This is a genomic window from Qipengyuania sp. ASV99 (assembly GCF_047872805.1).
Taxonomy (GTDB): domain Bacteria; phylum Pseudomonadota; class Alphaproteobacteria; order Sphingomonadales; family Sphingomonadaceae; genus Erythrobacter.
The window spans coordinates 129,973-152,423 of record NZ_JBLQUK010000001.1; the positions used below are offsets into that span (position 1 = coordinate 129,973).

Annotated in this window: 21 protein-coding genes and 1 tRNA gene; 17 read left to right on the plus strand and 5 right to left on the minus strand. The window is 60.4% G+C overall.

Going from position 1 to position 22,451, the window contains the following annotated elements; translation table 11 throughout:
• Window positions 1–195: 195 nt before the first annotated feature.
• Entirely contained in the window at window positions 196–732 is a 537-nt protein-coding gene (locus ACM64M_RS00595) for a DUF2141 domain-containing protein (protein WP_416226701.1), read from the plus strand.
• Here the strand turns inward: ACM64M_RS00595 and ACM64M_RS00600 are convergent.
• Together ACM64M_RS00600 and ACM64M_RS00605 are read right to left on the minus strand one after the other, a co-directional pair.
• Window positions 725–1,654 carry a hypothetical protein gene (locus ACM64M_RS00600; protein ID WP_416226702.1) on the minus strand — a complete coding sequence of 310 codons (930 nt, stop codon included), beginning with the start codon at window positions 1,652–1,654 and terminating at the stop codon, window positions 725–727. The genes ACM64M_RS00595 and ACM64M_RS00600 overlap by 8 nt on opposite strands.
• Window positions 1,655–1,671: 17 nt before the next feature.
• Window positions 1,672–2,709, minus strand: coding sequence for a diacylglycerol/lipid kinase family protein (locus tag ACM64M_RS00605; protein WP_416226703.1), 1,038 nt, complete (start codon window positions 2,707–2,709; stop codon window positions 1,672–1,674).
• Between the two features lie 226 nt (window positions 2,710–2,935).
• On the opposite strand from ACM64M_RS00605, the gene ACM64M_RS00610 reads away from it, so the two are divergent.
• The 4 genes from ACM64M_RS00610 (at window position 2,936) to ACM64M_RS00625 (ending at window position 9,019) form a co-directional block, all read left to right on the plus strand.
• Complete coding sequence (locus ACM64M_RS00610) at window positions 2,936–4,141, plus strand: M20 metallopeptidase family protein (RefSeq protein ID WP_416226704.1); 1,206 nt, start codon at window positions 2,936–2,938, stop codon at window positions 4,139–4,141.
• Between the two features lie 162 nt (window positions 4,142–4,303).
• Window positions 4,304–5,386, plus strand: coding sequence for a LacI family DNA-binding transcriptional regulator (locus ACM64M_RS00615; protein ID WP_416226705.1), 1,083 nt, complete (start codon window positions 4,304–4,306; stop codon window positions 5,384–5,386).
• A gap of 105 nt (window positions 5,387–5,491) precedes the next feature.
• Complete coding sequence (locus ACM64M_RS00620; protein WP_416226706.1) at window positions 5,492–6,796, plus strand: FecR family protein; 1,305 nt, start codon at window positions 5,492–5,494, stop codon at window positions 6,794–6,796.
• A 27-nt stretch (window positions 6,797–6,823) separates the two neighbouring features.
• Window positions 6,824–9,019 (plus strand): CHASE2 domain-containing protein, encoded by a 2,196-nt coding sequence (locus ACM64M_RS00625; RefSeq protein WP_416226707.1) that lies wholly within the window; start codon window positions 6,824–6,826, stop codon window positions 9,017–9,019.
• A 19-nt stretch (window positions 9,020–9,038) separates the two neighbouring features.
• On the opposite strand, the gene ACM64M_RS00630 is transcribed toward ACM64M_RS00625, so the two are convergent.
• From ACM64M_RS00630 to ACM64M_RS00640, 3 genes are all read right to left on the minus strand, one after another.
• Window positions 9,039–9,542 (minus strand): hypothetical protein, encoded by a 504-nt coding sequence (locus ACM64M_RS00630; protein ID WP_416226708.1) that lies wholly within the window; start codon window positions 9,540–9,542, stop codon window positions 9,039–9,041.
• Window positions 9,543–9,589: 47 nt separating this feature from the next.
• The gene (locus ACM64M_RS00635; protein WP_416226709.1) at window positions 9,590–10,348 is read right to left on the minus strand and encodes a response regulator transcription factor; all 759 of its coding nucleotides are present in this window, start codon (window positions 10,346–10,348) and stop codon (window positions 9,590–9,592) included.
• A 177-nt stretch (window positions 10,349–10,525) separates the two neighbouring features.
• Window positions 10,526–10,602, minus strand: a tRNA-Arg gene (locus ACM64M_RS00640).
• A 188-nt stretch (window positions 10,603–10,790) separates the two neighbouring features.
• On the opposite strand from ACM64M_RS00640, the gene ACM64M_RS00645 reads away from it, so the two are divergent.
• The 12 genes from ACM64M_RS00645 to ACM64M_RS00700 all read left to right on the plus strand — a co-directional run bounded on the left by ACM64M_RS00645 (window position 10,791) and on the right by ACM64M_RS00700 (window position 22,384).
• Entirely contained in the window at window positions 10,791–11,168 is a 378-nt protein-coding gene (locus tag ACM64M_RS00645) for a hypothetical protein (protein WP_416226710.1), read from the plus strand.
• A gap of 116 nt (window positions 11,169–11,284) precedes the next feature.
• Window positions 11,285–11,770, plus strand: coding sequence for an MmcB family DNA repair protein (locus tag ACM64M_RS00650; RefSeq protein ID WP_416226711.1), 486 nt, complete (start codon window positions 11,285–11,287; stop codon window positions 11,768–11,770).
• 42 nt (window positions 11,771–11,812) lie between these two features.
• On the plus strand, window positions 11,813–12,580 hold the full coding sequence (locus ACM64M_RS00655) for a sterol desaturase family protein (protein WP_416227330.1): 768 nt from the start codon (window positions 11,813–11,815) through the stop codon (window positions 12,578–12,580).
• Entirely contained in the window at window positions 12,577–13,023 is a 447-nt protein-coding gene (locus ACM64M_RS00660; protein WP_416226712.1) for a DUF2141 domain-containing protein, read from the plus strand. Before ACM64M_RS00655 ends, ACM64M_RS00660 begins: the two co-directional genes overlap by 4 nt.
• A gap of 151 nt (window positions 13,024–13,174) precedes the next feature.
• The gene (locus tag ACM64M_RS00665) at window positions 13,175–14,917 is read left to right on the plus strand and encodes a hypothetical protein (protein WP_416226713.1); all 1,743 of its coding nucleotides are present in this window, start codon (window positions 13,175–13,177) and stop codon (window positions 14,915–14,917) included.
• Window positions 14,918–15,005: 88 nt separating this feature from the next.
• Entirely contained in the window at window positions 15,006–16,124 is a 1,119-nt protein-coding gene (locus tag ACM64M_RS00670; RefSeq protein ID WP_416226714.1) for a phosphatase domain-containing protein, read from the plus strand.
• A gap of 13 nt (window positions 16,125–16,137) precedes the next feature.
• The gene (locus ACM64M_RS00675; RefSeq protein ID WP_416226715.1) at window positions 16,138–17,103 is read left to right on the plus strand and encodes an alpha/beta hydrolase; all 966 of its coding nucleotides are present in this window, start codon (window positions 16,138–16,140) and stop codon (window positions 17,101–17,103) included.
• Window positions 17,104–17,113: 10 nt separating this feature from the next.
• Entirely contained in the window at window positions 17,114–18,481 is a 1,368-nt protein-coding gene (locus tag ACM64M_RS00680) for a M48 family metalloprotease (protein WP_416226716.1), read from the plus strand.
• An 11-nt stretch (window positions 18,482–18,492) separates the two neighbouring features.
• Entirely contained in the window at window positions 18,493–19,194 is a 702-nt protein-coding gene (locus ACM64M_RS00685) for a DsbA family protein (protein ID WP_416226717.1), read from the plus strand.
• Window positions 19,194–20,195 carry a hypothetical protein gene (locus ACM64M_RS00690; RefSeq protein ID WP_416226718.1) on the plus strand — a complete coding sequence of 334 codons (1,002 nt, stop codon included), beginning with the start codon at window positions 19,194–19,196 and terminating at the stop codon, window positions 20,193–20,195. Before ACM64M_RS00685 ends, ACM64M_RS00690 begins: the two co-directional genes overlap by 1 nt.
• A 114-nt stretch (window positions 20,196–20,309) precedes the next feature.
• Complete coding sequence (locus ACM64M_RS00695) at window positions 20,310–21,590, plus strand: sensor histidine kinase (RefSeq protein WP_416226719.1); 1,281 nt, start codon at window positions 20,310–20,312, stop codon at window positions 21,588–21,590.
• A complete protein-coding gene (locus ACM64M_RS00700) occupies window positions 21,587–22,384 on the plus strand; it encodes a LytR/AlgR family response regulator transcription factor (protein ID WP_416226720.1) in 798 nt (265 codons plus the stop codon). Before ACM64M_RS00695 ends, ACM64M_RS00700 begins: the two co-directional genes overlap by 4 nt.
• Window positions 22,385–22,451: the final 67 nt, after the last annotated feature.

Genomic DNA, 22,451 nt, shown 5'->3' on the forward strand with positions numbered 1-22,451 from the left:
ATCGCGCAGCAAGCACGGCACAAGGTCTTTTCCCCGGCGCACTTGCAAGCGGCACACTTGCATTTCCAGATCAATGCCGCGCAGTTCAGCGACAATTAAGAACGCTGTGGGCATTCGGGAAGAAATCTTGCGGCGAAACTTCATGGGACAAAGGGCCTTGCGCGTCGCTCCACCTATACTGACAGGCAGAACACAATGGCTTCGAATTCGAGGATCAAGAGTATCGTTTGCGGCACTGGAGTGGCCGCGATGTTGGCAGTTGGCGGACTTGTGCCGACTGTTACATCAGCGGCGCCTGCATCCGGGATCAGCGACTATCGCAACACGATCACCAATGACATGCGCGCCTGCGCGCCCGGTGCCGGCCCGGCAGTGCGGGTCACCATTGAGGGTGTGAAAAGCTCCACCGGCAAAGTCCGCGCGCAGGTCTATAACGGGACCAGCGCAGACTGGCTTGAAAAAGGGCGCTGGCTCAATCGTATCGAAATCCCCGCAAGGCGCGGACGTATGACGCTCTGTATGCCTGTGCCCAAGAGCGGCACCTATGCCATTGCCGTGCGCCATGACGCCAACAACAACAATGAAACCGACATCAGCGAGGATGGCGGCGCAATGTCGAACAACCCATCAATCAATATTTTCAACCTGGGCCGACCGGGCGTGGACAAGACTCGTTTCAATGTCAGCAGCGGGGTCAGCTCGATTTCAATTACGATGAAGTACTTTAGCTAGCGCTATTTCCAGCCCGTTTACGGTGCTTTCTTAGCGCCCACAGCACTCCCGGTGCGGACAATAATGGATGGCGCTCCCGGAACGGGGTGACCGAAACCGCCATGCCGGTGTGCCGTTCGATCTTCCACGCGGCATAACGCGCCGCACCATCGAAAGTCGTGCTCGCCTTGACCAGCCGAACCAGGTTGAGCGGCTTTCCCAGTTTTTGGCGGCGCGACCACCAGCTTTTCACCCGGGTTCGTTCGGTGGCTGGCAGCGAAGGTGTGATCCGGTCTGCACGCTGTGTGTAGGCGACGCCTCCCGCATCAAGCGCCAGTGGCAAAAGCCCGGCAAAATGCGCCGCATTGACGTTGAGGATGTCATTTTCCCGCCCGGCCTTTTCAACTCTGAATTCGGCTTTGTAGGTCGCCTGAAACAGGGCTCGCCAAAAATCTTCTGCGGCGCCGCTTGCAGGGCCCAGAACCGCAGCAAGGCGAGCTGAAACAATAGCCGCCGATCGCACTGCATCCACCACTTGTTCCCGCACGGCTTCATCGCACTGCCACACCAACGCTGAAGGTTGAACAAAGCGCGCCCAGATCGTGGTATCGATCAGATCGCCCGCTGCTGCCTTGGCAAAGGTCGACAGCGCCATTGTCGCTGCTTTGGCACGCAAAGTTGTGCCCGCAAATTCGCGCTCATGATAACTGACCTTGGGCCAGATATTCGGCAAGAGCCCTTCCCGCTCCGCGTCCGGCAGCAGGACATAGAAATCGAGCACACCGTCGAGCGAGCCCGTACGCAGGTTTGACCCATAAAACAGTACGGCGCTTGCCTCGGCCTGCTCGGCGAGTTCCTGTGCAAACTCCCTGACTGCAGAATCAACCGGTGTATCAAGCTGCGCAGAGATGCGCTGGGTCAGATTGGGATTTTCATCGGCCATGGGCCGCACTTGTCGCTTCAAGGCGTTACGAATTCAAGCTCTGGCCCCTGCGCGACGCGATATTTGCCCGCGGGAAACGCCTCTCCATCAAAGATGAACTGGTCTTCGATTTCGAGCGTGAACTGCGGCGTGGTGATCTGGTGAATGCCGCGTTCGCGCAGTCCAGTGGGCGCCCTGCCGCGCAATATTGTGGGGATCAAAAGCGTCGTTCGGCGAGTGATCTGGTCAAGCGCGACCAGTTTCAGCCCGCTGCGCAGCCTGCCAAACGGCTTGATGCCCGCCGGCAGTGTCTCCAGCGTGGAAGAAAACAGCAATTGCCGCCACTGCGGATCGCCGTGCTCGCTATGCGCCATGGGCGATAGCTGGGTTCCCAGATGGATCGCCATGCGCGCACCCCGCCGCCAAGGGTTTTGGCGCGACGCAAACAGGCACTGCAGAACGCCCCAAAGCGTCGTCACCGCAACCGCCATCGAATTGAATGCGCCCAGCCGGTGGGCGCTTTGCCCAGCCCTTGTCGCAGTGGTGAAGGCACCCGCTCCGAGAATAAAGCCAAGGATCCGATTGCCCTTGTGTTCACCGATTGGCGAGACATCGATAGGACGGCGGTGAATGCGGCCCCCGCGCTCAAAGGCATCAAGGGCGTTTTGCATCGACCAATCCGCTGGAACCCCCAGATCGACGGTCAAGGCATTGGTTTTGCCCTTGGGCAACACCGCGATGGCGGGCCAGTCCTCACCAAAGATGCCCGCACCGCAGGTTAGCACATCGCGCACGGTTCCATCGCCGCCATTGATGACCAGAAGATCAATCCCGCGCGCCGCGAATTCGGCAAGAGCTTCAGGCAGTTGTGAACGGTCGCCGGGCTTTGCGATATGAACTTGAGGGCAAATTCCGCAATCGAAGTCTGCGCCCTGATTGCCATGGCTGCGCGGATTGTAGATCACACCGACATTCGGTGTCTCGCCGGGCGCGCGATCGCGCCGCGCGGACGCACGCACTCTAGCACGCGGGGTCACATGCGGAAGCTGAGCAAATTCGTAGATCGGCGTTGCCATAATGGACCTTTAATTGTCAGACAGCCACAATGCTACTGCCATCTTGACTTGGCGCTGTAATATTCGCCCAGTGTCGCAAGGTGGTTACATCGTTCTAAGCGCGATTTTCACAAGGGCATGGCGGGCCAAGATGTTGGAATTTGCGACAAGACGCAGACGCAGACGGATGAACGGTAAATTCAACATTCCCGCTGGTTCTGGCTCTTTTTCGCGCTAGTCTACGACTATGCTGACCGACACACTGATCGAAGCCGCGCGCGCGCTGGCACCCGAAACCATCGCGCTGCGCCGCGCGATCCATGCAGAACCCGAATTGGGCCTGCATTGCCCGTTGACCATGACCAAGGTGCGCGATGCTTTGGTCGACCTGCCTCTCGCATGGCGGACCGGGCCTTCGACCACAGGCGCGGTGGCAACCCTTACCGGCGCGAAAGCGGGAGAGAATAGCCCGCGCGTGCTCCTGCGCGGAGATATGGACGCGCTGCCGATGGATGAGAAAACCGGGCTGGAATTCGCCTCGACCATCCCAGGCCGCATGCATGCCTGCGGGCATGACACGCATACGGCGATGCTGGCTGGAGCCGCTCGGGTCTTGGCCGAGAGGCGCGAGACGCTGGCCGGAACGGTCGATTTCATGTTTCAGCCCGGCGAAGAAGGCCATCACGGCGCGCGCTTCATGCTCGATGACGGGCTGATCGACCCGCTGCCCGACGCCGCCTTTGCCCTGCATATCATGCCCAACGCCAAATTTGGCGTGCTGGCCGGGCGCGCGGGCGCCTTGATGGCCGCGGCAGACCAGTTCACTATCACGGTCAAGGGAAAAGGCGGGCACGCATCAATGCCGCATGATTGCGCCGATCCGGTGCCGGCGGCTGCCGCAATTGTCAGCGCGGTGCAGGCGATGGTAACCCGCCGGTTCAATGCCGCCAACGCGGTGGTGGTGACCGTGACCCGGCTGCAGGCAGGCACGGCGTTCAACGTCATCCCAGACGACGCCATCTTGCAAGGCACCATCCGGACCTTGTCGCCGGAAAACCGGACAAAGGTGCATACGGCGCTGGCACAAACCGCCACAGACACCGCTCGCGCGCACGGCGTTGAGGCTGATTGTGAGATCGTTCAGGGTTTTCCCGTCACCATATGTGATGAACGCGCGGTGCAGCTTGGTGCGAAAGTGGCGCGGGCGCTTAGCGGAGGTGACGGATGGCACGACCTTCCCGCACCGATCATGGGTGCAGAGGATTTCTCCTACCTTCTCGAAAAGGTGCCCGGCGCAATGTTTTTCCTCGGCGTGGCTCCAGAAGGTGACAATTGGAGCCAATGCTGTGCCATACATTCGCCGCGCATGCATGTCGATGAAGCCGCGTTGCCGCGCGGTGTCGCGATGCTCGCAGGATGTGCGCTTGAATTCATCGCCAACGGGTTTGAGTAATCACCCCTCTGCTTGCGCTTTTCCTGCGCACCGATCAATGTGAACGATCCTACAGACGCGTAGCTCCGTCAGCTTTCTTGAAAGCGCAACGCGAATGCCTCAGGATGCTCCGACGAGGGGTTGCTATAGTGCGCTAGACCGAGCGCAAAGGAGAGGCTTGCGTTGGCCCGCAGCAGCACAACGATCGTAGATGTCGCAAACGCAGCCGGGGTGTCGCGCCAGACCGTTTCGCGCGTCATCAATCAGAAAACCAATGTGAGCGCCGACGCGCGCGAGCGGGTCGAGGCCGCGATCGACGCATTGGGTTATGTCCCCAACCTTGCTGCGCGCCGGATGGGTGGTGCCCGCAGCTACACCCTGCTGGCGCTGATCGAACGCGGAGCGGCGCGCGCGGCGGGCGGCCATCTGCCGCTTGGCGAAATGCTGCTTGCCGGGATCGAGACCTGTTCGAAACAGGGGTATCACCTGCTGTTCGAACAATTGGAGACAGGCACAGCGGGTGCGGGGAGCAATCCAGAACTGGCGCGCCGATTGGCCGCGGTGCTGGGTTCAGTCCAGCCTGACGGCGTGATTGTCATGCCGCCGCTCGATGAAAGTATCGCAGTTTTCAGCGCGCTTGAAAAACGGGGAGTGGCCAGCGCCTGTCTTGGCGAACGTCTTGAAAAAGGTCGTAAAGTCCCCGGTCTTGACGAGACAATCTTTGGCGAGGCCGCGGCGCAGCGATTGGTTGATCTCGGCCACCGACAGGTCGGATTTGTCGCTGGTGTAACCGAGCCCGAACGGTCGCTGCGCCGACTCGAGGGGTATCGCAATGCGCTGGCACGGGCGGGCAGCCGGGCGCACCGGCACTTCGTCGCAAAGGGCGCGCAGGATTACGTCGCAGCCTTAAAACTGGCTCGCGGGTGGCTCATGCCGACTATCCGCCCTACCGCGATCATTGCCGAAACTCCCGAGGTCGCGCTCGCGTTTCTGCAGGTGGCAGGCGAATTGAAAATCGCTGTGCCGCGCGAATTGTCGATTCTATCACTTACTGACAATTCCTCGCTCGACCGCGCTGTACCGCCAGTATCGGCGCTGTTTCAACCCTATGGCGCGATGTTCGCCCGCGCCTGCGCCGCGCTGATGAACGCAAGTGCCGGGGCAGGGGCTGCGCCGGCCGCAACCGAGGTGGCCGCCGGGAATGTGCCGGGCAAGTTTGAATTTGCTGACCGCAAGAGCCTGGCCAAAGCCCCTCGCGCGGTGTGACGCAACGCCTTGACACCGCGTAAATACTTGTAACCACTGGGCGCCAAAGCTGGTTGCACTGAAGCAGCTATGCGATCATCCTTGGCAATCGAGGATCCACAAGAGATGTTCAAAGAAGCCAGAGCCCTGCCCCTCGCCTGTCTTTGTGCGGTTGGCGCTATTGCGCCAGCGTCTGCGTCTGCAAACGAGGCAGACAATGTTACCTATGTCGTCGCTCCCGGCGATACGCTTTATGGCATTGCCGGGCGGTATCTCGTGACCACCCAGGCCGCCCGGCAAATTCAGCGTATTAATAAGGTGCGCAACCCGCGCCGGCTGAACATCGACCGGACATTGATTATTCCGCGCCAATTGCTTCGCCATAACCCGGCAGAATTGCGTGTTGCCGCTTTTTCAGGGCCGGTGCGGATCGCCGGAAATGCCCCAACCGTAGGCACAGCGCTGCGCGAGGGACAGACCATCGAAACCGGACCCAACGGGTTTATCAGTTTCAGCAGCCAGTTTGGCGGGCGCATCTCGCTGCCTTCCAACACCAGCGCACGGCTGATCAAGGCGCGGCGCTATGTTCTGGGCAACACGCTGGACGTAGACTTTGCGGTTTCGCGCGGACGAGCCAATGCCATTTCCCCCACACTGGAAGGGCAGGACCGGCTCAGGATGCGAACACCTTTGGCGGTCACAGCGGTCCGCGGGACCGAGTTTCGCGTCGCCTATGATGCGCAAGTGGGCGAATTCAGCCTAACCGAAGTGACCGAAGGTGAGGTCCGCGTTGCGGCCGCAGGTCAGGAACGGGCCGCCCCAGCCGGCTTCGGCGTTTCGAGCACCCCATCCGGAGTCAGCGAGCCCGAAGAATTGCTGCCCGCCCCTGCGGTCCTCAATCCCGGTGCGGTCCAGACCGGGGCAGACCTTGAATTTGCGCTCGAACCGGTTGGCGGAGCGGTCGGATATCGGGTTCAACTTGCGCGCGATGCAGGGTTCATTGATGTCATTTCCGAGCAGGTTGAAAGCGATGAAAGTGTGGTGCTCCCCGGCATTGCAAACGGCCGGTTTTTTGTGCGTGCCCAGCCAATCGCGGCCAGTGGACTGGAAGGCAAATCGCAAAGTTATTCGTTCATTCGTAAGCGGTTGGGGGTAAGCGGCACCGCAGTCGAGGCACCAGATTACAACGGCTTCAATTTTGCCTGGGTCCCCGAAGGCGGCGAGCATGCGACATTCGCCTTTCAATTGTGGTCAGAGGACGATCCCCAGAGATTGCTGGTGGACGAAATGGGTCTCACGATGACAAAAGTGACGTTGACTGATTTGCCTCCGGGAAAATATGTGTGGCGGGTGGCGGCGGTCGAAGCCGGTTTGGATCAGGGTTTCCTGAAGGTCTGGGCCGCACCGCAATCCTTGATTGTTGCGGAATGATGCGCGCCGGATGATGGCGATCCAGCGATGAAGATGAGGCGATTGCTTTCCGAATGGGCCGGTCTGTTCGCGCTTTCGATCCTTGGCGCGGTGGCTTTGCAATCGAGCGGAATAACCCAGCGGATCGACAACCAGCTGCTCGACAAACTTGCGCCACTCGCGCGCGCACCGATGCCAAACGATATTGCACTGATCGTGATTGACGACCGCAGCCTTGCGGAAATCGGAGCCTGGCCTTGGCCGCGCCGTCATCACGCACAATTGCTGGACCGGCTCGATGCGGCAGAGGCGCGGGTCGTCGTGCTCGATGTTCTGTTCCTCGAACCCGGCTCCCGCAAAGATGACGCCGCGCTTGAAAGCGCTATGCAAAAAGCCGGCAACGTGCTGTTGCCGCATACATTCACGGCCCGCACCAATTCGGTCGCGGGGATTGATCCGCTTTATCCTCTGCCGCAATTCGTTGCAGCAGCAGCTGGCACCGGCCACGTTGTGGCAGAGCCCGATGGCGATGGAATCCTGCGGCGCTTCGATCTCGTTTTCGCCACCGACAAGGGGGAGTTCGAGCACCTTGCGCTAAAGGCTTTGGCCCAAATGGGCGACAGTGCGGAGGGCCGAACGGAACGCAAGTCCGCGCTTATCCCGTTTCATTCGGAAGGGTCCATCGCCAAACATTCCGCCAGCGACGTGATATCAGGCGCGGTTTTACCTGAATTTTTTGCCGGCAAGACCGTGTTGATCGGAGCCACCGCCCAAGGACTTGGCGATAGATATTCGGTCGCCGCGGGGGATGTCACGTTGATGACCGGGGTTGAAACGCAGGCCAATTTGTTGAGTGCGCTGATGACCAATTCCGCGATCGATCCATTGGACGCGCTTTGGCAAAATACACTAGCGACAGTGGCTCTCATCGCCTTGTTCGCATCATTCTGGTATCTGGCCCCGCGGTACGGCCTGTATGCCGCGCTTGTCCTGATCGTCATGCTGTTGGCGATTAGCGCTGCTTTGCTGGTGTGGGCCCGTATCTGGCTGCCTGCTGCCCCGGCAATCATCATGATTGTGCTTGCCTATCCGCTATGGAGTTGGCGGAGGCTTGGCCATGTCAGCCGCTATCTTGATTCTGAGGCGCTGCGCATGATGGGCAGTTCAGCGGCGCCAGAGGGCCATCGCGGCATGGAATATCTGGCCCGACAGGTTCAACGGATCAGCGGACTGATTCACGCGGTGGAGGATTCGCTTGCCCATATCCGGCAGGTGATTGAGGCCGCTCCTGATGCAATGATCGTGCTGGACGATCAGGGCAGAGTGCAGATGCTCAATGAAAGGGCTGAGCAATTGTTTCCCAGCTGGCAAAGCCAGGGCGAACAAACGCTGGCGGAATTGTTCCTGTTCGCCCGCGCCTCGGTCCACAATGAGGGCAGCGAATTGACAACCGACGATGGGCGAACGTTCCTGATCGCCCGTTCGCATCTTGACGCAGGCTCGCCTCAACCGTCTGAGCGCGGTCTGGCAAGGGGTGCTTCAGCCCAAAACATTCTTGCGCTGCGCGAGATCTCCGAACTTCGGCGGCTCGATCAGGAACGCGGGCAGATGCTCGAATTCCTTTCGCACGATATGCGCACCCCGCAGGTTGCCATTATCGGCCTTGCTCGAAGATCTGCTGGGATGCGGGAAAGCCATGACACGATGGAACGGATCAGGACGCAGGCCGAACGGACTTTGAAATTGGCAGATGATTTTGTGCAACTGGCGCGATTGGAGGTTTCGCAGCTGCATTTCGAAGACAGCGATATCGGAGCCTTGATCGAGGAGGCCTGCGACCGCGCGTACGTCCTGGCGGCGGCAAAGCGCATCCGGATAGAGCAGCACCTGCCTGCCGAACCTCGCTTTGCTGATGTCGATGCCTCGTTAATTGCCCGAATGCTGGACAATCTGATCGGCAATGCAGTCAAATATTCGCCCGAGAACACAGTCGTCGATGTCAGCTTGGGCGCTTCTAATCGCGGTGACTTGCAAATCAGCGTTGCGGATCAGGGCGCGGGACTTCCCGAAGTCCGCATCAAAGATCCCTTTGCCCGGTTCGGCGCGCATTCAAGCGATGCCGGGCCCAGCGCAGGACTGGGGCTGGCATTAGTGAAAAAGGTTGTCGATGCGCATGGCGGCATGATCGAAGTTGCTTCGCGCAAAGGCGCAGGAACACGCTTCACAATCAATCTGAGGTCGTGATCGGCGCTGTCACGGCTGGTTACCGGCGCGCAGCGAGATCGGCGACCAGTTTTACTGCTAACTCGCGAATCTTGTCCTCCCCGAATTCGCATTCGGTGGCAGCACCCTGGCCGCGATAAAGGGTTTGCCCAGTTGATCGGTCGATCAGCAATAACGTTCCGCGCAGTTGCTGCGCATCGCATTCATCAAACCTCTTTCTGGGCCGAGGTTCTGCGATCCATTCAGGCTGATTGGTTGGCACCTCTGTTGTCCCGCCCGCTTCGCGCAAGCCAATTTGAGCAGGACTAACGGAAACGGCGTAATCAGCGATCAATCGTCCGTCTGGCGATATTTCCATACCACTGGTTTCAAGTGCCGCGATCAGCGCCTTTGCAAATTGATGGGTAAGCGGAGCGCTCCCATCATCGGGTAGCGTGATCGCAATCTGCGCTTCCGGTGCCAAACCATCGCTGGCGATGGAACGAACCGCTAGCGGGGAGGAAACCGAACAGGCGCACAATATTAGACCAAAGCCGCTCAGCATGCCCCATGCAGCAAGGGAGCGGCGAGTCCGCAATTTCCGCAATTGCGTCATTGGGCCTCGCCCGCTTCTGCCCTGCCATCGAGTGAGCGGTCCATCCGGTATCCAAATCCAAATACCGTCTGAATGGCAAAGCCGTGCTGGGGTCGCAGCTCAAGCTTGGCACGTATTCTCGAAACATGCAGGTCGAGCGTGCGGCTTTCAACCTCCGGCACGCTGCCCCAGACCTCGCCAAAGATATAGGCTCGCGACAAAGGCCGATTGAGGTTGTCGAAGAACAGAATGGCCAGTTCGGCTTCCTTGTTCGTTAGGCTCAACACTTCGCCGTCGCGTGTGATCTGCTTGGTGACCCGGTCCACTTTATATGCGCCAAAACTGCCAAACCTTTGAGGACCGCCTGCATTTAGCCGCCGATGCGCCGCCTCGATCCGAGCGAGGATAACTTCCTCGCTTTCCGGTTTGACCACATAATCGACCGCTCCCGCCTCAAGCCCCGCGACAATATCGCTCTTGTCCGAACGGCTCGTCAATATGATGAATGCGGGTGGGGACTGCAGGCTGGAAGTTGCCCATTTAACCAGTTCCAGTCCCGTCCGCCCAGGCATGTTCCAGTCGACCAGCACCACATCGCAGGTTTCGCGTTTGAGGAATGTCGCAAGTTCGGTGCCCGACCGGAACCGCTCACACTGATGGACAGTCGCGTCCAGAGCGGTGCCTAGCTGCTCGAGCAGTTCCGGGTCGTCATCTGCAATCGCAATTCTCATATCCGCCCCGCTGTTCGATCCTGTCGCCGCAGCGACCTGCTCCACAGGCCAATTTGACGATGCTAAACGCCCGAAGCGTCGCAACGGCAAGAGGATGTGGCGGCAAAGCCGAGAAAATTACAAGAATTTACGAATGTTAAGTTGAGCAAATCCGCCAAACACCGCCGACAAAGCAGTCAGACTGTCACCACACAACCCAGTAAGGCCCGCGATCGAAAAACATGGCGCACCCGACAGGATTCGAACCTGTGACCTCTGCCTTCGGAGGGCAGCGCTCTATCCAGCTGAGCTACGGGTGCGTGTTGCGGAGTTTACCCTCGCGTTGGTCGCGGCGCTTAGCAAGAGTGCACTGCGGAAGCCAGCCGAATTATCCGCTATGGGATCGCTTCATGCTTAACGGACATCAACAGCGCGGCAAGGCACCTTAACCATTCGGCAAGAGCCGTGGCGTTATGCAGGTTCCATGTCAGCGCTGCCTCCAAGTCAGATGCGCAAAATGCGCGATGTTGCGGCCCGTCCGGTCCAGCATGAGCCTGCGCTGATGCAGCGATGGGCCGATCTGCACACAAACGCAGCAAAGCTGGCGAGCGTTGCGGGGCTTAAACCCGAACCATTGGACGAAGAGCTTGCCGTGTTCCCTGCATTGCTCGGCGAGGCGGGCGAATGGCAGCGCGCAATGGCGAAGCAGGGGATCGAGGATATGGACGCCATGATGCGCCCCGGCCTTGCTGCGTTGGATAGGATGGCGGCGCGCGGCCTGGATGCCAGCGTCCCGGCGCTGGCGCTGTGGCGCGAATTCTTTCTGGCGCGCGAAGCGGTGCTGGCGTTGATCCCGGATGACGCAGAGCCTGCGGCAGCGGCCTGATCCCCAACCGGATCGGTTATACTGCACTTGACCTTGTTCGCGATCTGTTCCAGTCGTGGTGGATGACCAACTCCGCCGTTCCTTTGCTTGATTCGTCTTCAGGCGCCGCTTTTTCGATGGCTTCTCCTACGGTGACTGCGGCTGATGTGGCGCGCGGGGTTATGCGATTGTTTGCGCGCAACGCGATCTGGTGCGCTGGCGAAGTGGCGCTGGCAAATGGTCGCCGCGCCGATCTCATGGGTATCGACGCAAAGGGCCAAATCGTGATTGTCGAGATCAAGGTTTCGCGCGGCGATCTTTTGGGCGATGGCAAGTGGCCCGATTATCTCGAATTTTGCGATCGATTTTTTTGGGCATTGCCCCCGACGCTCGACCGTGCGCCGCTTGAAACAGGGGCGTTTCTACCGGAGCGCTGCGGGGTCATTGTCGCCGATGGCTACGACGGAGAGATCCTGCGCCACGCCCCGCTCGAACCGGTTGCCGCACTGCGGCGCAAGGCACTGATTGAACGCTTGGCGCGGATCGCATTGCGCCGCCACACTCTGCTACTTGATCCGCAATGCGACGCTGCGCCGGGTTCGGGCGCGGGAGGTGAGGAATAAATCGCGCTGTTTAAGCGGGGTCATTTGCGCCATAGATTGGTGATGGTTCCAGCCGATACGCCGATCCCGCTCGCGTTCCTGATTGCGGGCACCGCGATGAGCGTGATGGTGGCGCTGCGCTATTTTCTGGCGAGCGGGCTATTTGCCTGGCTGACACAGCAGCTTAGGCCCGGCCTTTATTCCGGGCAGGGTGCACAGATCGCTTCGGAAATCCGTTATTCGCTGATCGCTGCGTTCATCTATGGCGTGCCTGCGGGCGCGGTGTTCTGGTTGTGGCGGCACCATGATTACACGCTGATCTATGCGCAGTGGAGCGACTATCCGCTGTGGTATCTGCCGCTGTCGGTGCTGATTTATCTGTTCGCACAGGATAGCTGGTTTTACTGGAGCCACCGGGCCATGCATGCCTCCCCTGCGCTGTTTCGGCTCGCGCACGGCGTGCATCACCAGAGCCGCCCGCCGACAGCATGGACCGCGATGAGTTTTCATCCGATCGAATCGATCAGCGGGGCGATTGTCATTCCGCTGCTGGTGTTCCTGGTTCCGGTGCATATCGCGATGCTGGGGGTGGTGCTGGCTATCGCGACCATCATGGGAGTGGTCAATCATCTGGGGTGGGAAGTTTTTCCGCGCCGGTTTGTTCATTCGCCATTGGGTAACTGGGTGATAAGCGCCAGCCATCACGAACGCCATCATGAGGAATACAGATGCAATTTCGGCCTCTATTTCCGTTTCTGGGACCGGTTTTGCGGGACCGATCGGGGGCTATCCCGGCGCCTGACTGCGCACGGCAAATCGGCCGCTCCATGACACGATTGACCTGGCTGGCCGCTATTGCCTGCGTTGCCGGAACCGCCGGATTTGCCGCCCCGGCGGCGGCGGGCAGCGTCACCATCACCGTCACCGATCTGCGTTCCAGCGAAGGCGTGGTGCGCGCCTGCATGACCACGGTGAAAAGCATTTTCCCGCGCTGCGTACGCGATCCGAATTCGCACCGTACGGTCGTTCCCGCAGGCAGGACCGTGACCATCCGGTTCGATAACGTCGAGCCGGGCGAATATGCTATCGCGCTGCTGCATGATGAAAACAACAATGGCAAAGCGGACCGGGTGCTGGGTATGGCTCCGCGCGAGGGGTACGGATTTTCGCGCGACGCTCCGGTGCGCATGGCACCGCCTGACTGGAATGATGCTGTGCTGACGATTGGCGCGGCCTCGCAGCGGCTCACCATTCAGATGCGCTATTTCCTGTAAGGCCACCGCGCCGCTTTCCTGTGCCCGGTAATGTCAGGCCTGGCTTTGCTCCAGATGCACCCCAACTTTGCGGCGCGACTTAACGCAATGTTTACCATGTCGCGCCAAAACCGCGTGGAACAGGCGTTATTCAAGGGGCACCAGCCAAGCCATGGACACTCTGCGCGGCACATTCGATACCGATCATGCATCCGATGAAAATCAGGATTGGGACGCGCGCGATGATAACGCCCCGCGCGAAGGCGTTTCGCGCGAATTGCCGCCCGAAGCCATCGGCCAGGATGAACGCCGGATGCAGGTGCGTGCCTATAATTATTGGGCAAGTCTGCTTGGCGATGCAGCCTTTCCTTCGATTGAGGACCTTGAGCCGCGCGATCTGAGCGATTTCGGACCCAACAGCGTTCTGCTCGATTTTTCGACCGGAATCGATAATCCGGGTGTGCAATATCTGGGCGAGAAGCTCGCGCTGGAATGCGGGACAGTGGCGACCGAAACGGGGGCGCCGATTGCCCGGCTTTCGGACGTTCCGCCGCGCTCGCTGCTCAGCCGCATTACCGACCATTACATGCAGATCCTCGCCAACCAGGCCCCGATCGGCTTTGAGGCGGAGTTCGTGAACCAGCGCGGCGCATCAATCCTGTATCGCGGCATCTTGCTGCCCTTTTCGAGCGACCTTGAAACGATCGATTTCATTTACGGCGTCATCAACTGGAAAGAGGTTGCCGACGCCGCCACTGCCGATGAACTTTTGCTCGAGATCGATCAGGCGCTCGACGCAGATCTAGATGCGCCCGACGGCGATCTAGGTCAGCCGCAAAAACATCATGCCGACCCCTTGATCGAATGGGCCGATTCGCCCGCACACGAAGCCTCAACACAGGGCGATGATGGGCAAGATGACCCGCGGGTCGAATCAGGAACCCCTCCCGGTACTGACAATGTCGCATCGTTTGGCGAACCTTTCGGCGACGGTTTTGATACCGATTCCGCGCATGAAGAATCTGACGATCTGCCCGTCCCCGATTTCGGACAATATTCGCTCGACGATCCCGAAGTGGATGAATTCGGGGAGGAAATCGAAGACGAGGACGATGGCCGCACGTCTTACAGCTTTGCCTCGCTGGCCGATTATATTGAAGCCCCGGCCAAAAAGGCGGTCGATCTCGATGCAGTGCATTTCGATCCCGATGATTACCGGGTCGAGGATGCTCAATCGGTTGGAGAGGATCAATCCGCTTCGCAAGAACCCGCATCTGAGAGCTTTGCGGCGGTCGCTGATCTACCTGAAGGCGCTGGACTCTACGATTGCCTCGCCTCAGCGCGCGAGCTGGCGCAAACCGCGCGAGCTTCGGAAGACCGCAGCCGCCATGCGCTTTATGCAGCGGTCGGACGCGCCTATGATTTCTCGATTGCCGCTTTGGACGAGCCCGAAGAATATGCCGAATTGATCGATGACAGCGGCCTCACCGTGCAGGACCGCGCACCGATGACCCCGATCGTCAAACTGGTGTTTGGCCACGATTACGACAAGACCCGGCTGACCGAATACGCCGCCGTGCTTGCGCATGCGCACCGGCTCGGCCTCGCGCGCGGCAGTCTCTCCCAATACCTTGGTGAGGCGGACGGCGGGCTTAAGGGTGTTGTGGGCGCAGAGCGCCGACTGCGCCGCGAAGAAAGCGGCAAGGAAGTCGAAAGCGAGGGCGATGTCCGCGCCCAGCTTGCACGCAAATTGCGCGAACTCGAAGAACTGACCCTTGAAGCCCTTTCGGGCGATGGGCCGGAGTTTTCGCTGGTGATGCTGCGCCGTGACCGCAATGGCAGGGCCATTCTGATTGGCGAAATTGCCGATGATCTTGCCTTGATCGAACGCGCGGGCAAGAGGCTCGTCGGCTAAACCGCATTCGTCGGCAAGTGCTGCGACAGGCCAGCCTCATAGGCTTGGGCTTGGCGGCGCGCACAAGGGCGGCTAGGCGCTATGCGCTATGCCTGTCGGTCCCCTCTCCCGGCGCGGTCCCATTCGGGTCCAGCCATTTTTCGGCTTTCGCAACTCTGGGCGGCTGTATCTGAATGCTCGCGCAATCCGGTCGCGCGAACCGGTGTTCGAAAAGCGCAGCTTCTGGCGTGATTTTGCCACGATGGTGGGCCAGTATCTATCAAAGGAAGTGCCCGGCCTGCCGGTTGAGCTGGAATATCGGCTACCCGATGGCCGCGTCTTGCGTCAGAAATCACAGACCGGGCCAGAGGGTTACGTCCGGTTCGACCTTGCATTGAGCCCGCAATGCCCGCAGCCTGATCGCACCCGCTGGGAACGCGCGATTGTCCGCTGGCACACGCGCGAAGGCGGCGATGGGGAGGCCGCAGCCTATATCCTTACGCCTGGCACTCAAACACAGAACGGCGTCATCTCCGATATTGACGACACGATATTGGAAACCGGCATCACCGGGAATCTGCGTGCCATCGCGCGCAATTGGAAAAGGGTGATGGCGCAAATGCCAAGCGAGCGCATTCTCGTTCCTGGCGCGTCCGCGTTTTACGCGGCAATTGGCGGCAATCCGGCGGGATCGCGCGAGCCGGGTGCCGCGATTGACGCGCTGACCCCGGAAGCGCGGGTGCGCCCTGTCTTCTACGTCTCTTCGAGCCCGTGGAACCTGTTTTCCTATCTCGTCACCTTCAAACGCGAACGCGGCCTGCCGCTTGGCCCGGTGCTGCTGCGTGATTGGGGCTTCAACCGGCGCACCTTGGGCAAAGAAGGGCACGGATCGCACAAGCGCGAGGCGATTGAGCGGATTCTCGTCACCTTCCCGCATCTGCGTTTTGCGCTGATTGGCGATGATACACAGAAGGACCTCATCGCTTTTGCTGGTATCGCCGCTGCTTTTCCCGGCAGGATCGCGGCAGTGTTCATCCGCTCGGTCACGGGTCAGCCGTTAAGCGATGAAGCGCTTCACGCCCGCGAGATGATCGGCAAAGCGGGCGTTCCTTTCTGGTCAGGAAGCGATTACCGCGCTGCGGAAAGCTTTCTGGCAAGTGCCGGGTTGGATTGCGCGGGCGGGGTGGAACGTCTGGTGCGCACCACCAGCCAGGGCGCGCGCGATTAGAAGGAAGCGCATCATGATGTGGGCACTGGCGGGATTGGGCGGCTTGGCAGTCAGCGCGCTCTCAGGGGGTCTGGCGCTGCGATACGCGATTTCGCGCAATGGTCCGGCCGTGCTGAGCGCGGTGGACAGACTGACCGCAGGCTCGCGCGGAACCGAACGCAAGGCGGCCATCGCACTCGGAGCGCACAAGCAACAAAAGCTTATAGTCTGGGGGCCGGATCGCCGCGACCCGGCGGACGCTCCGCTCCCCGTCATCGTGTTCGCACATGGCGGGTCATGGCGCAGCGGCGATCCGATCGATTATGGATTTATCGCCCGCGCATTTGTCCCCGAAGGTTTCATCGTGGTGCTCGTCGGCTACCGGCTGGGTGAAGCCGGGGCCTATCCCGCCATGCTCGAAGACACGGCGCGCGCACTGGCTTGGACCCACGGCGAGATTGCGGCCTATGGCGGCGACCCGCAACGGATCATGATCGCGGGCCATTCCGCAGGAGCGTATATTGCCGTGATGGTCGCTCTCGAGGAGCAATGGCTGGGCCGCGAAGGGCTATCGCCGGACATCGTCAACGGCGTGGTGGGACTGTCCGGTCCCTATGATTTTGTCCCTTTGACGAGCGATTCGACCCTCGCCGCCTTTGGTCATGTGGTTGATCCCGAGATTACCCAGCCAAACCGCCATATACGCACCGATGCGCCGCAGATGCTGTTGATCCACGGGGAAAAAGACTCGCTGGTCAAACCGCGCAACACTCGCTTTCTCGTGCAGGCGCTTGAAAGTCGCGGCGCACAGGTCACAGCAGCATTCTACTCCGAAATGGAGCATAATGATCCGCTCATTGCGCTTGCCGCGCCGTGGCGAACGCGGCGCGACGTTGCCGAACTGATCGCCCGCTTCGCGCGGGCTGCTTCGGCCAAGAGAAATGAGCCGGTGATCGAAACACGCGAAACTTCAGTTCCCGTTCAGGGCGAATCGCGTTAGCATCCCCGTAATGCGCCCCGCCCACAAACTTTTCGCTTATGCGCTGGCGCTGATCGCTGCTTGCGCGCTCGCCATCCAACCCGCTGCGGCGCAATCGATCCTGCGCGACGCGGAGACTGAGGCGCTGCTGCGCGATCTGACCTATCCGCTGATCGAGGCATCCGAGCTTGAGCCTGAAAATGTCGAGATCGTGTTGATCAACGATCCGTCGATCAACGCCTTTGTTGCAGGTGGCCAGGTGATCTATGTCCACGCGGGCCTTATCAACGCCGCCGATAGTGCCAATGAGGTGCAGGGCGTGCTTGCGCATGAATTGGGCCATATCACTGCCGGACATGTGGTGCGCTTCAATGAACGCGGGCGCGCGGCGCAGGGGATTACGATCCTGTCGCTGCTGCTCGGGGTCGGGGCCGCGCTGGCCGGAGCAGGCGACGCGGCGCTGGGCGCGATCATGGCGGGGCAACAGGCCGCGCTCGGCAGTTTTCTGGCGTTCAACCGCAATCAGGAAGCCTCAACCGATCTGGCGGGCGCGCGCTATCTTTCAGGCGCGGGCATTTCCGGACGCGGGATGATCAGCTTTTTCGAAAAGCTCCGCAATTTCGAGATTAGGCGCGGTTTCAGCCAAGCTGACGAGGCCGCCTATGGCCGCACCCATCCGCTGTCGGGTGACCGCATTCAAATTCTGCGCGGATTGCTGACCGAGGATCCGGCCTGGGACACGCCCAACGACCCCGATTTGCAAACCCGGTTTCTGGCCGCTCAGGCAAAGCTCTATGGCTATCTGGCCGAACCGCAGCGCACGTTTCAGCAATATCCGCTCAGCGATACCAGTGTGCCCGCGCGCTATGCCCGCGCTTATGCCTATCACAAAGATGCGCAAGTCGAGAAAGCGCTGGCCGAGGCTGACGCACTGCTCGCCTCTGCGCCGGACAATCCGTATTTTCTGGAGCTTAAAGGACAGGTGCTGCTCGAATCGGGCCGCCCAGAGGAAGCTTTGGTGCCGCTGCGCCGCGCAACCAATCTGACCCTGAACCAGCCGCTGATCGCCGGAATATTCGGTCATGCGCTGATCGCTACAGAGGATGAAAGCAATTATCCCGAAGCCGAACAGGTGCTGCGCGCGGCTGTGGCCAAGGATCGGTTCAACCCCTTTGCCTGGTATCAACTGGGCGTGGTCTATGCGGCGCGCGGCGATATTCCGCGCGCGCGGCTGGCCAGCGCGGAACAGCAGGTGATGAGCCAGCGCTTTCCCGAAGCGCTGCGTAGCGCGCAGGCCGCAGAGGCGGGGCTGCCGCGCGGCACGCCGGATTGGATCCGCGCACAGGATATTGCCCTGCAGGCGCGCGCCGAACTGGAACGCATCCGCGACAGCCGCTAAGAGCTCTGGCGATGGAACCTGCACTTCGCAACACGCTGCTCACCGCGCTGCTAGCGCTTACCTTTGGCTTTCTGGGCGCGGCCACGTGGTCCTATGCCGGGCTCGCGGACAATCGCACGCGCGCCTATCTGATGGATAATCCGACAATCCTTCAGGATGTCGCAGAGGCGCTTGCAGCGGAGCAGGCGCGCGATAGGCTCGCTTCGCTGGGCGAAGAACTTTACGAACCGTTTCCCGGCGCGGTGATCGGCAACCCGCAGGGCTCGCGCGTCATGATCGAATTTACCGATTACAATTGCCCCTATTGCGAAGCCAGTCTCAAGGATGTGACTCGGCTGGTTGCCGAAGATCCCGAATTGAAAGTCATCATGCGCGAATGGCCCATCTTCGAAGGCAGCGAAGAGGCCGCGCGCATGGCGCTCGCCGCTGCGATGCAGGGCAAATACCGGGAATTTCACGAAAGAATGTTCGCGGTCGGCCCCGCTTCCCCCGCCACGGTTGAAGCGGCCGCGCAGGGCGTTGGCCTCGATATGGAGCGCGCCCGCAATGATGCCGCCAGCGAAGCGGTATCGGTGGAACTGGTGCGCAACCTCACCTTTGCGCGCTCGCTCGGGTTTAGCGGCACCCCCGCGTTCATTGCCGAAGGCACGCCTTTTGCCGGAGCGGTCGGGTATGACCGGCTCAAGGAAGCGCTGGAAAACGCGGGCGATTGATGCGCGGGATTGGTGCCGCACGAATTGCCGCATTCGGTCTGGCGCTGGCGGTGATCCCGGTGTCTGGCGGTGCAGAGATTGATTGGGACCGGATCGATCTGGCGCAGGAACGCGCCGCAATTGAGCGGTTTCAGGCGTTTGACCAGAGATTGCAGGATGTCGGGTGGAAAATGGTGCGCGGCAACGCGCTGTTCTGCGACAGCGTGATCCCCTCCATCGGACTGCAATTGCAGGATCTGGCCAGTTATGGCGCCCCGCAGGTCGCCCGCGCCGCGCTTGCGCTGAACGGCGATTTTGCGGTGCAGACCGCCGCCTTAGGTTCTCCCGCCGCAGCGACCGGCGCATTTCCCGCCAACCGCGAAGTGACGCTCATCAACCGAACCGATCCCAATGCATGGGAAGCGGAGGAGCGGCTTTACTGGCCGCGCCTGACCCGCGCGCATGACTTTATCGACAGCGCGCTGGCAAACCATGCGGAGATCACCATTGGCTTTGCCAATGGCGAAACCGCACAGGTCAAGCCGGTAGACGTCTGCGCCACGCGCTTCGAACTGATGGGTGAAGGCACGCGCGCGGTCGCGGATGGCGGCCGGGTCGTGATCGGGATCGAATTTCCCGCCTTTGCTTATGAAGAGCCAGTGTTTGCAGGCGTTGTCGCGCATGAACTGGCGCATAATCTGCTGGGGCATAAAGAATGGCTCGACCGCAATGGCCGCGGCCGCCGCAATATTCGCCGGACAGAGCGCGAGGCCGACCGGTTGATGCCGTGGTTGCTCGCCAATGCAGGCTATGATCCCATCGCGGCGCAGCAATTCATGGAGACCTGGGGGCCGCGCGGCGATGGCGGATTGTTGCGCAACCGTTCGCATGATGGCTGGGATGAACGCGCCGAATTCATCGCCGCCGAAATTCCGCAGATTAATGCGCTGATGGCTCGCAACGGTGCGGCCGATTGGTCGGTGCACTTCCGCCGCGAAGTGGACCCGGAACAGGGGCTTTGAACGCCAATTCCGCCTTAAATATTGCGCCCAATGGTTCGCGGCCTGCGCCCGCTTCATCCGCCGTGAATGCTTTGGGCCTGCCAGCGGCGAATTTTTGCGCTACATGACATATCCATGTCGATGATGCGCATCCAGCCTGCGCCGTTTTTTGCGAGCAAGAACCGCGCCTTCTGGAACCTCCAGCTGGCGGGCTGGGGCGGTGCATTTCTGCTGCGCGCGCTCAATGCGCTGGCCAATGGCCTGCCCTACAATCTGCTGGTGCTGATCTTCGTAACGACGATCACCGGCTTTTCGATCAGCCTGGTGCTGTCGGTCATCTATCGGCAGTTGATCGACCGCAGCCCGGTGGTGACATGGGGCGGCACCGCGATTGCGCTGTTCGTGGCGGTGGTGCTGCACGCGGTGATCGATGCCTGGGTGCAAGAACTTTATTACGCTGCCTCTCCCGAAACCAGCTTTGTTCAGCGTTTTGTCGGGATCACCTATATTCCGCTCACGCTGCTGGGCGGGTGGAGCGCCTTGTATTACGCGATCAATTTCTTTCTGACGGTGGAGGAACAGGCTGACCGGCTCGAACGGCTGGAGGCGCAGGCAACTACGGCGCAGCTGGCGATGCTGCGGTATCAGCTCAACCCGCATTTCCTGTTCAACACGCTCAACTCGATCAGTACGCTGGTGCTGCTGAAACAGACCGAGCCCGCCAATGCGATGCTGACGCGCTTGTCGGGATTTCTGCGGCACACCTTGATTACCGAACCCGGCAGTCAGGTTACGCTGGCGCAGGAAGTGGAAACCCTGCAGCTGTACCTCGATATTGAGCGCATGCGTTTTGAAGAACGTCTGCGTACTCATTTCGATATTGAAGAGGCGGCGATGGATGCGCGGCTGCCTTCGATGCTGCTGCAGCCGCTGATTGAAAACGCGGTCAAATATGCTGTGAGCCCGCAAGAAGAAGGCGCGCGCATCTCGCTTTCGGCGCGGGTGGTTGGGCAAAGGCTGCGGATCGCGGTCGAGGACACCGGTCCGGGCGCTGATGAACCACTTCAGCGAAGCATGCTCGAATACGACAGCGACGGCGCGGCGCGGCCCGCCACTTCGGCGACGTCAACCGGGGTCGGCCTCGCCAATATTCGCAACCGCTTGATGCAGGGTTACGGTGAGAACCATTTGTTCGAAACCAGTTCGCAGCCTGGTGGCGGTTTTACTGTGCTGATCGAAATCCCATATGAGCCCGCCGAATTGCGGGAACCTTTGCCGACGCGCCGTCGGCCCGCTGCTGGGACAGCGCCGCCCTCATCCCCACCCACAGAGCCCGAGCCCCCCGCTTCCCCCGAAGAAGCTTTGGACAATGTGATCAACCTCAACCCCCAACGTTCCATTGGAAATTCGCAATGACCATCCGCACCATCCTCGTCGATGATGAGAAACTCGCCATTCAGGGCCTGCAAGTCCGGCTTCAACCGTTCGAAGATGTCGAAGTGATCGACACCTGTTCCAACGGGCGCGAGGCGATCCGCAAGATCAAGACCGAAAAGCCGGATTTGGTGTTCCTCGACATCCAGATGCCCGGTTTTGACGGCTTTTCCGTGGTCAAAGGGGTGATGGAGATCGAACCCCCGCTGTTCGTCTTCGTCACCGCCTATGAAGAGCACGCGATCCGCGCGTTTGAAGCCAATGCGGTCAATTATCTGATGAAGCCGGTCGACGAAGACAAGCTGGCCGATACGATTGAGCGAGTGCGGCAACGGATCGCGGAGAAAAAGTCTTCCGAAGACGCCGAACATCTGCTGGATGTGCTGGCTGAAGTTGCGCCCGAAAGGGCGGCGGATTTTGGCTCAGATACAGGCGAAAGCGCTGACCGCTTCGAAAAGCTCATCAACGTCAAGGATCGCGGCCAGATTTTCCGCGTCGAGGTCGATTCGATCGAGCATATCGATGCGGCGGGCGATTATATGTGCATCTTTACCGGCGACAATTCGCTGATCCTGCGCGAAACGATGAAGGATCTGGAGCGCCGCCTTGACCCGCGTAAATTTCAACGTGTCCACCGCTCCACCATCGTCAATCTCGATCTGGTGCGGCAGGTCAAACCGCACACCAATGGCGAATGTTTCCTGGTGCTCGAATCGGGCGCAGAGGTGAAGGTTTCGCGGTCGTATCGCGATGTGGTGGCGCGTTTCGTGCATTGATTTTGCAGGAGAGCGCATCCGCGCGCACCTCCTCACTAGACGCACTGCATTGCCGCGGCCGCTGCGG

Excerpts from the sequence above, each read along its gene's own strand:
- ACM64M_RS00605 (WP_416226703.1), bottom strand. The coding sequence starts at position 2,709 with ATGGCAACGCCGATCTACGAATTTGCTCAGCTTCCGCATGTGACCCCG.
- ACM64M_RS00655 (WP_416227330.1), top strand. The coding sequence starts at position 11,813 with ATGGTTCCAGCCGATACGCCGATCCCGCTCGCGTTCCTGATTGCGGGC.
- ACM64M_RS00700 (WP_416226720.1), top strand. The coding sequence starts at position 21,587 with ATGACCATCCGCACCATCCTCGTCGATGATGAGAAACTCGCCATTCAG.
- ACM64M_RS00595 (WP_416226701.1), top strand. The coding sequence starts at position 196 with ATGGCTTCGAATTCGAGGATCAAGAGTATCGTTTGCGGCACTGGAGTG.
- ACM64M_RS00645 (WP_416226710.1), top strand. The coding sequence starts at position 10,791 with ATGCGCAAAATGCGCGATGTTGCGGCCCGTCCGGTCCAGCATGAGCCT.
- ACM64M_RS00630 (WP_416226708.1), bottom strand. The coding sequence starts at position 9,542 with ATGCTGAGCGGCTTTGGTCTAATATTGTGCGCCTGTTCGGTTTCCTCC.
- ACM64M_RS00680 (WP_416226716.1), top strand. The coding sequence starts at position 17,114 with ATGCGCCCCGCCCACAAACTTTTCGCTTATGCGCTGGCGCTGATCGCT.
- ACM64M_RS00650 (WP_416226711.1), top strand. The coding sequence starts at position 11,285 with ATGGCTTCTCCTACGGTGACTGCGGCTGATGTGGCGCGCGGGGTTATG.
- ACM64M_RS00690 (WP_416226718.1), top strand. The coding sequence starts at position 19,194 with ATGCGCGGGATTGGTGCCGCACGAATTGCCGCATTCGGTCTGGCGCTG.
- ACM64M_RS00675 (WP_416226715.1), top strand. The coding sequence starts at position 16,138 with ATGATGTGGGCACTGGCGGGATTGGGCGGCTTGGCAGTCAGCGCGCTC.
- ACM64M_RS00670 (WP_416226714.1), top strand. The coding sequence starts at position 15,006 with ATGCCTGTCGGTCCCCTCTCCCGGCGCGGTCCCATTCGGGTCCAGCCA.
- ACM64M_RS00685 (WP_416226717.1), top strand. The coding sequence starts at position 18,493 with ATGGAACCTGCACTTCGCAACACGCTGCTCACCGCGCTGCTAGCGCTT.
- ACM64M_RS00600 (WP_416226702.1), bottom strand. The coding sequence starts at position 1,654 with ATGGCCGATGAAAATCCCAATCTGACCCAGCGCATCTCTGCGCAGCTT.
- ACM64M_RS00610 (WP_416226704.1), top strand. The coding sequence starts at position 2,936 with ATGCTGACCGACACACTGATCGAAGCCGCGCGCGCGCTGGCACCCGAA.
- ACM64M_RS00620 (WP_416226706.1), top strand. The coding sequence starts at position 5,492 with ATGTTCAAAGAAGCCAGAGCCCTGCCCCTCGCCTGTCTTTGTGCGGTT.
- ACM64M_RS00625 (WP_416226707.1), top strand. The coding sequence starts at position 6,824 with ATGAAGATGAGGCGATTGCTTTCCGAATGGGCCGGTCTGTTCGCGCTT.
- ACM64M_RS00695 (WP_416226719.1), top strand. The coding sequence starts at position 20,310 with ATGTCGATGATGCGCATCCAGCCTGCGCCGTTTTTTGCGAGCAAGAAC.
- ACM64M_RS00665 (WP_416226713.1), top strand. The coding sequence starts at position 13,175 with ATGGACACTCTGCGCGGCACATTCGATACCGATCATGCATCCGATGAA.
- ACM64M_RS00660 (WP_416226712.1), top strand. The coding sequence starts at position 12,577 with ATGACACGATTGACCTGGCTGGCCGCTATTGCCTGCGTTGCCGGAACC.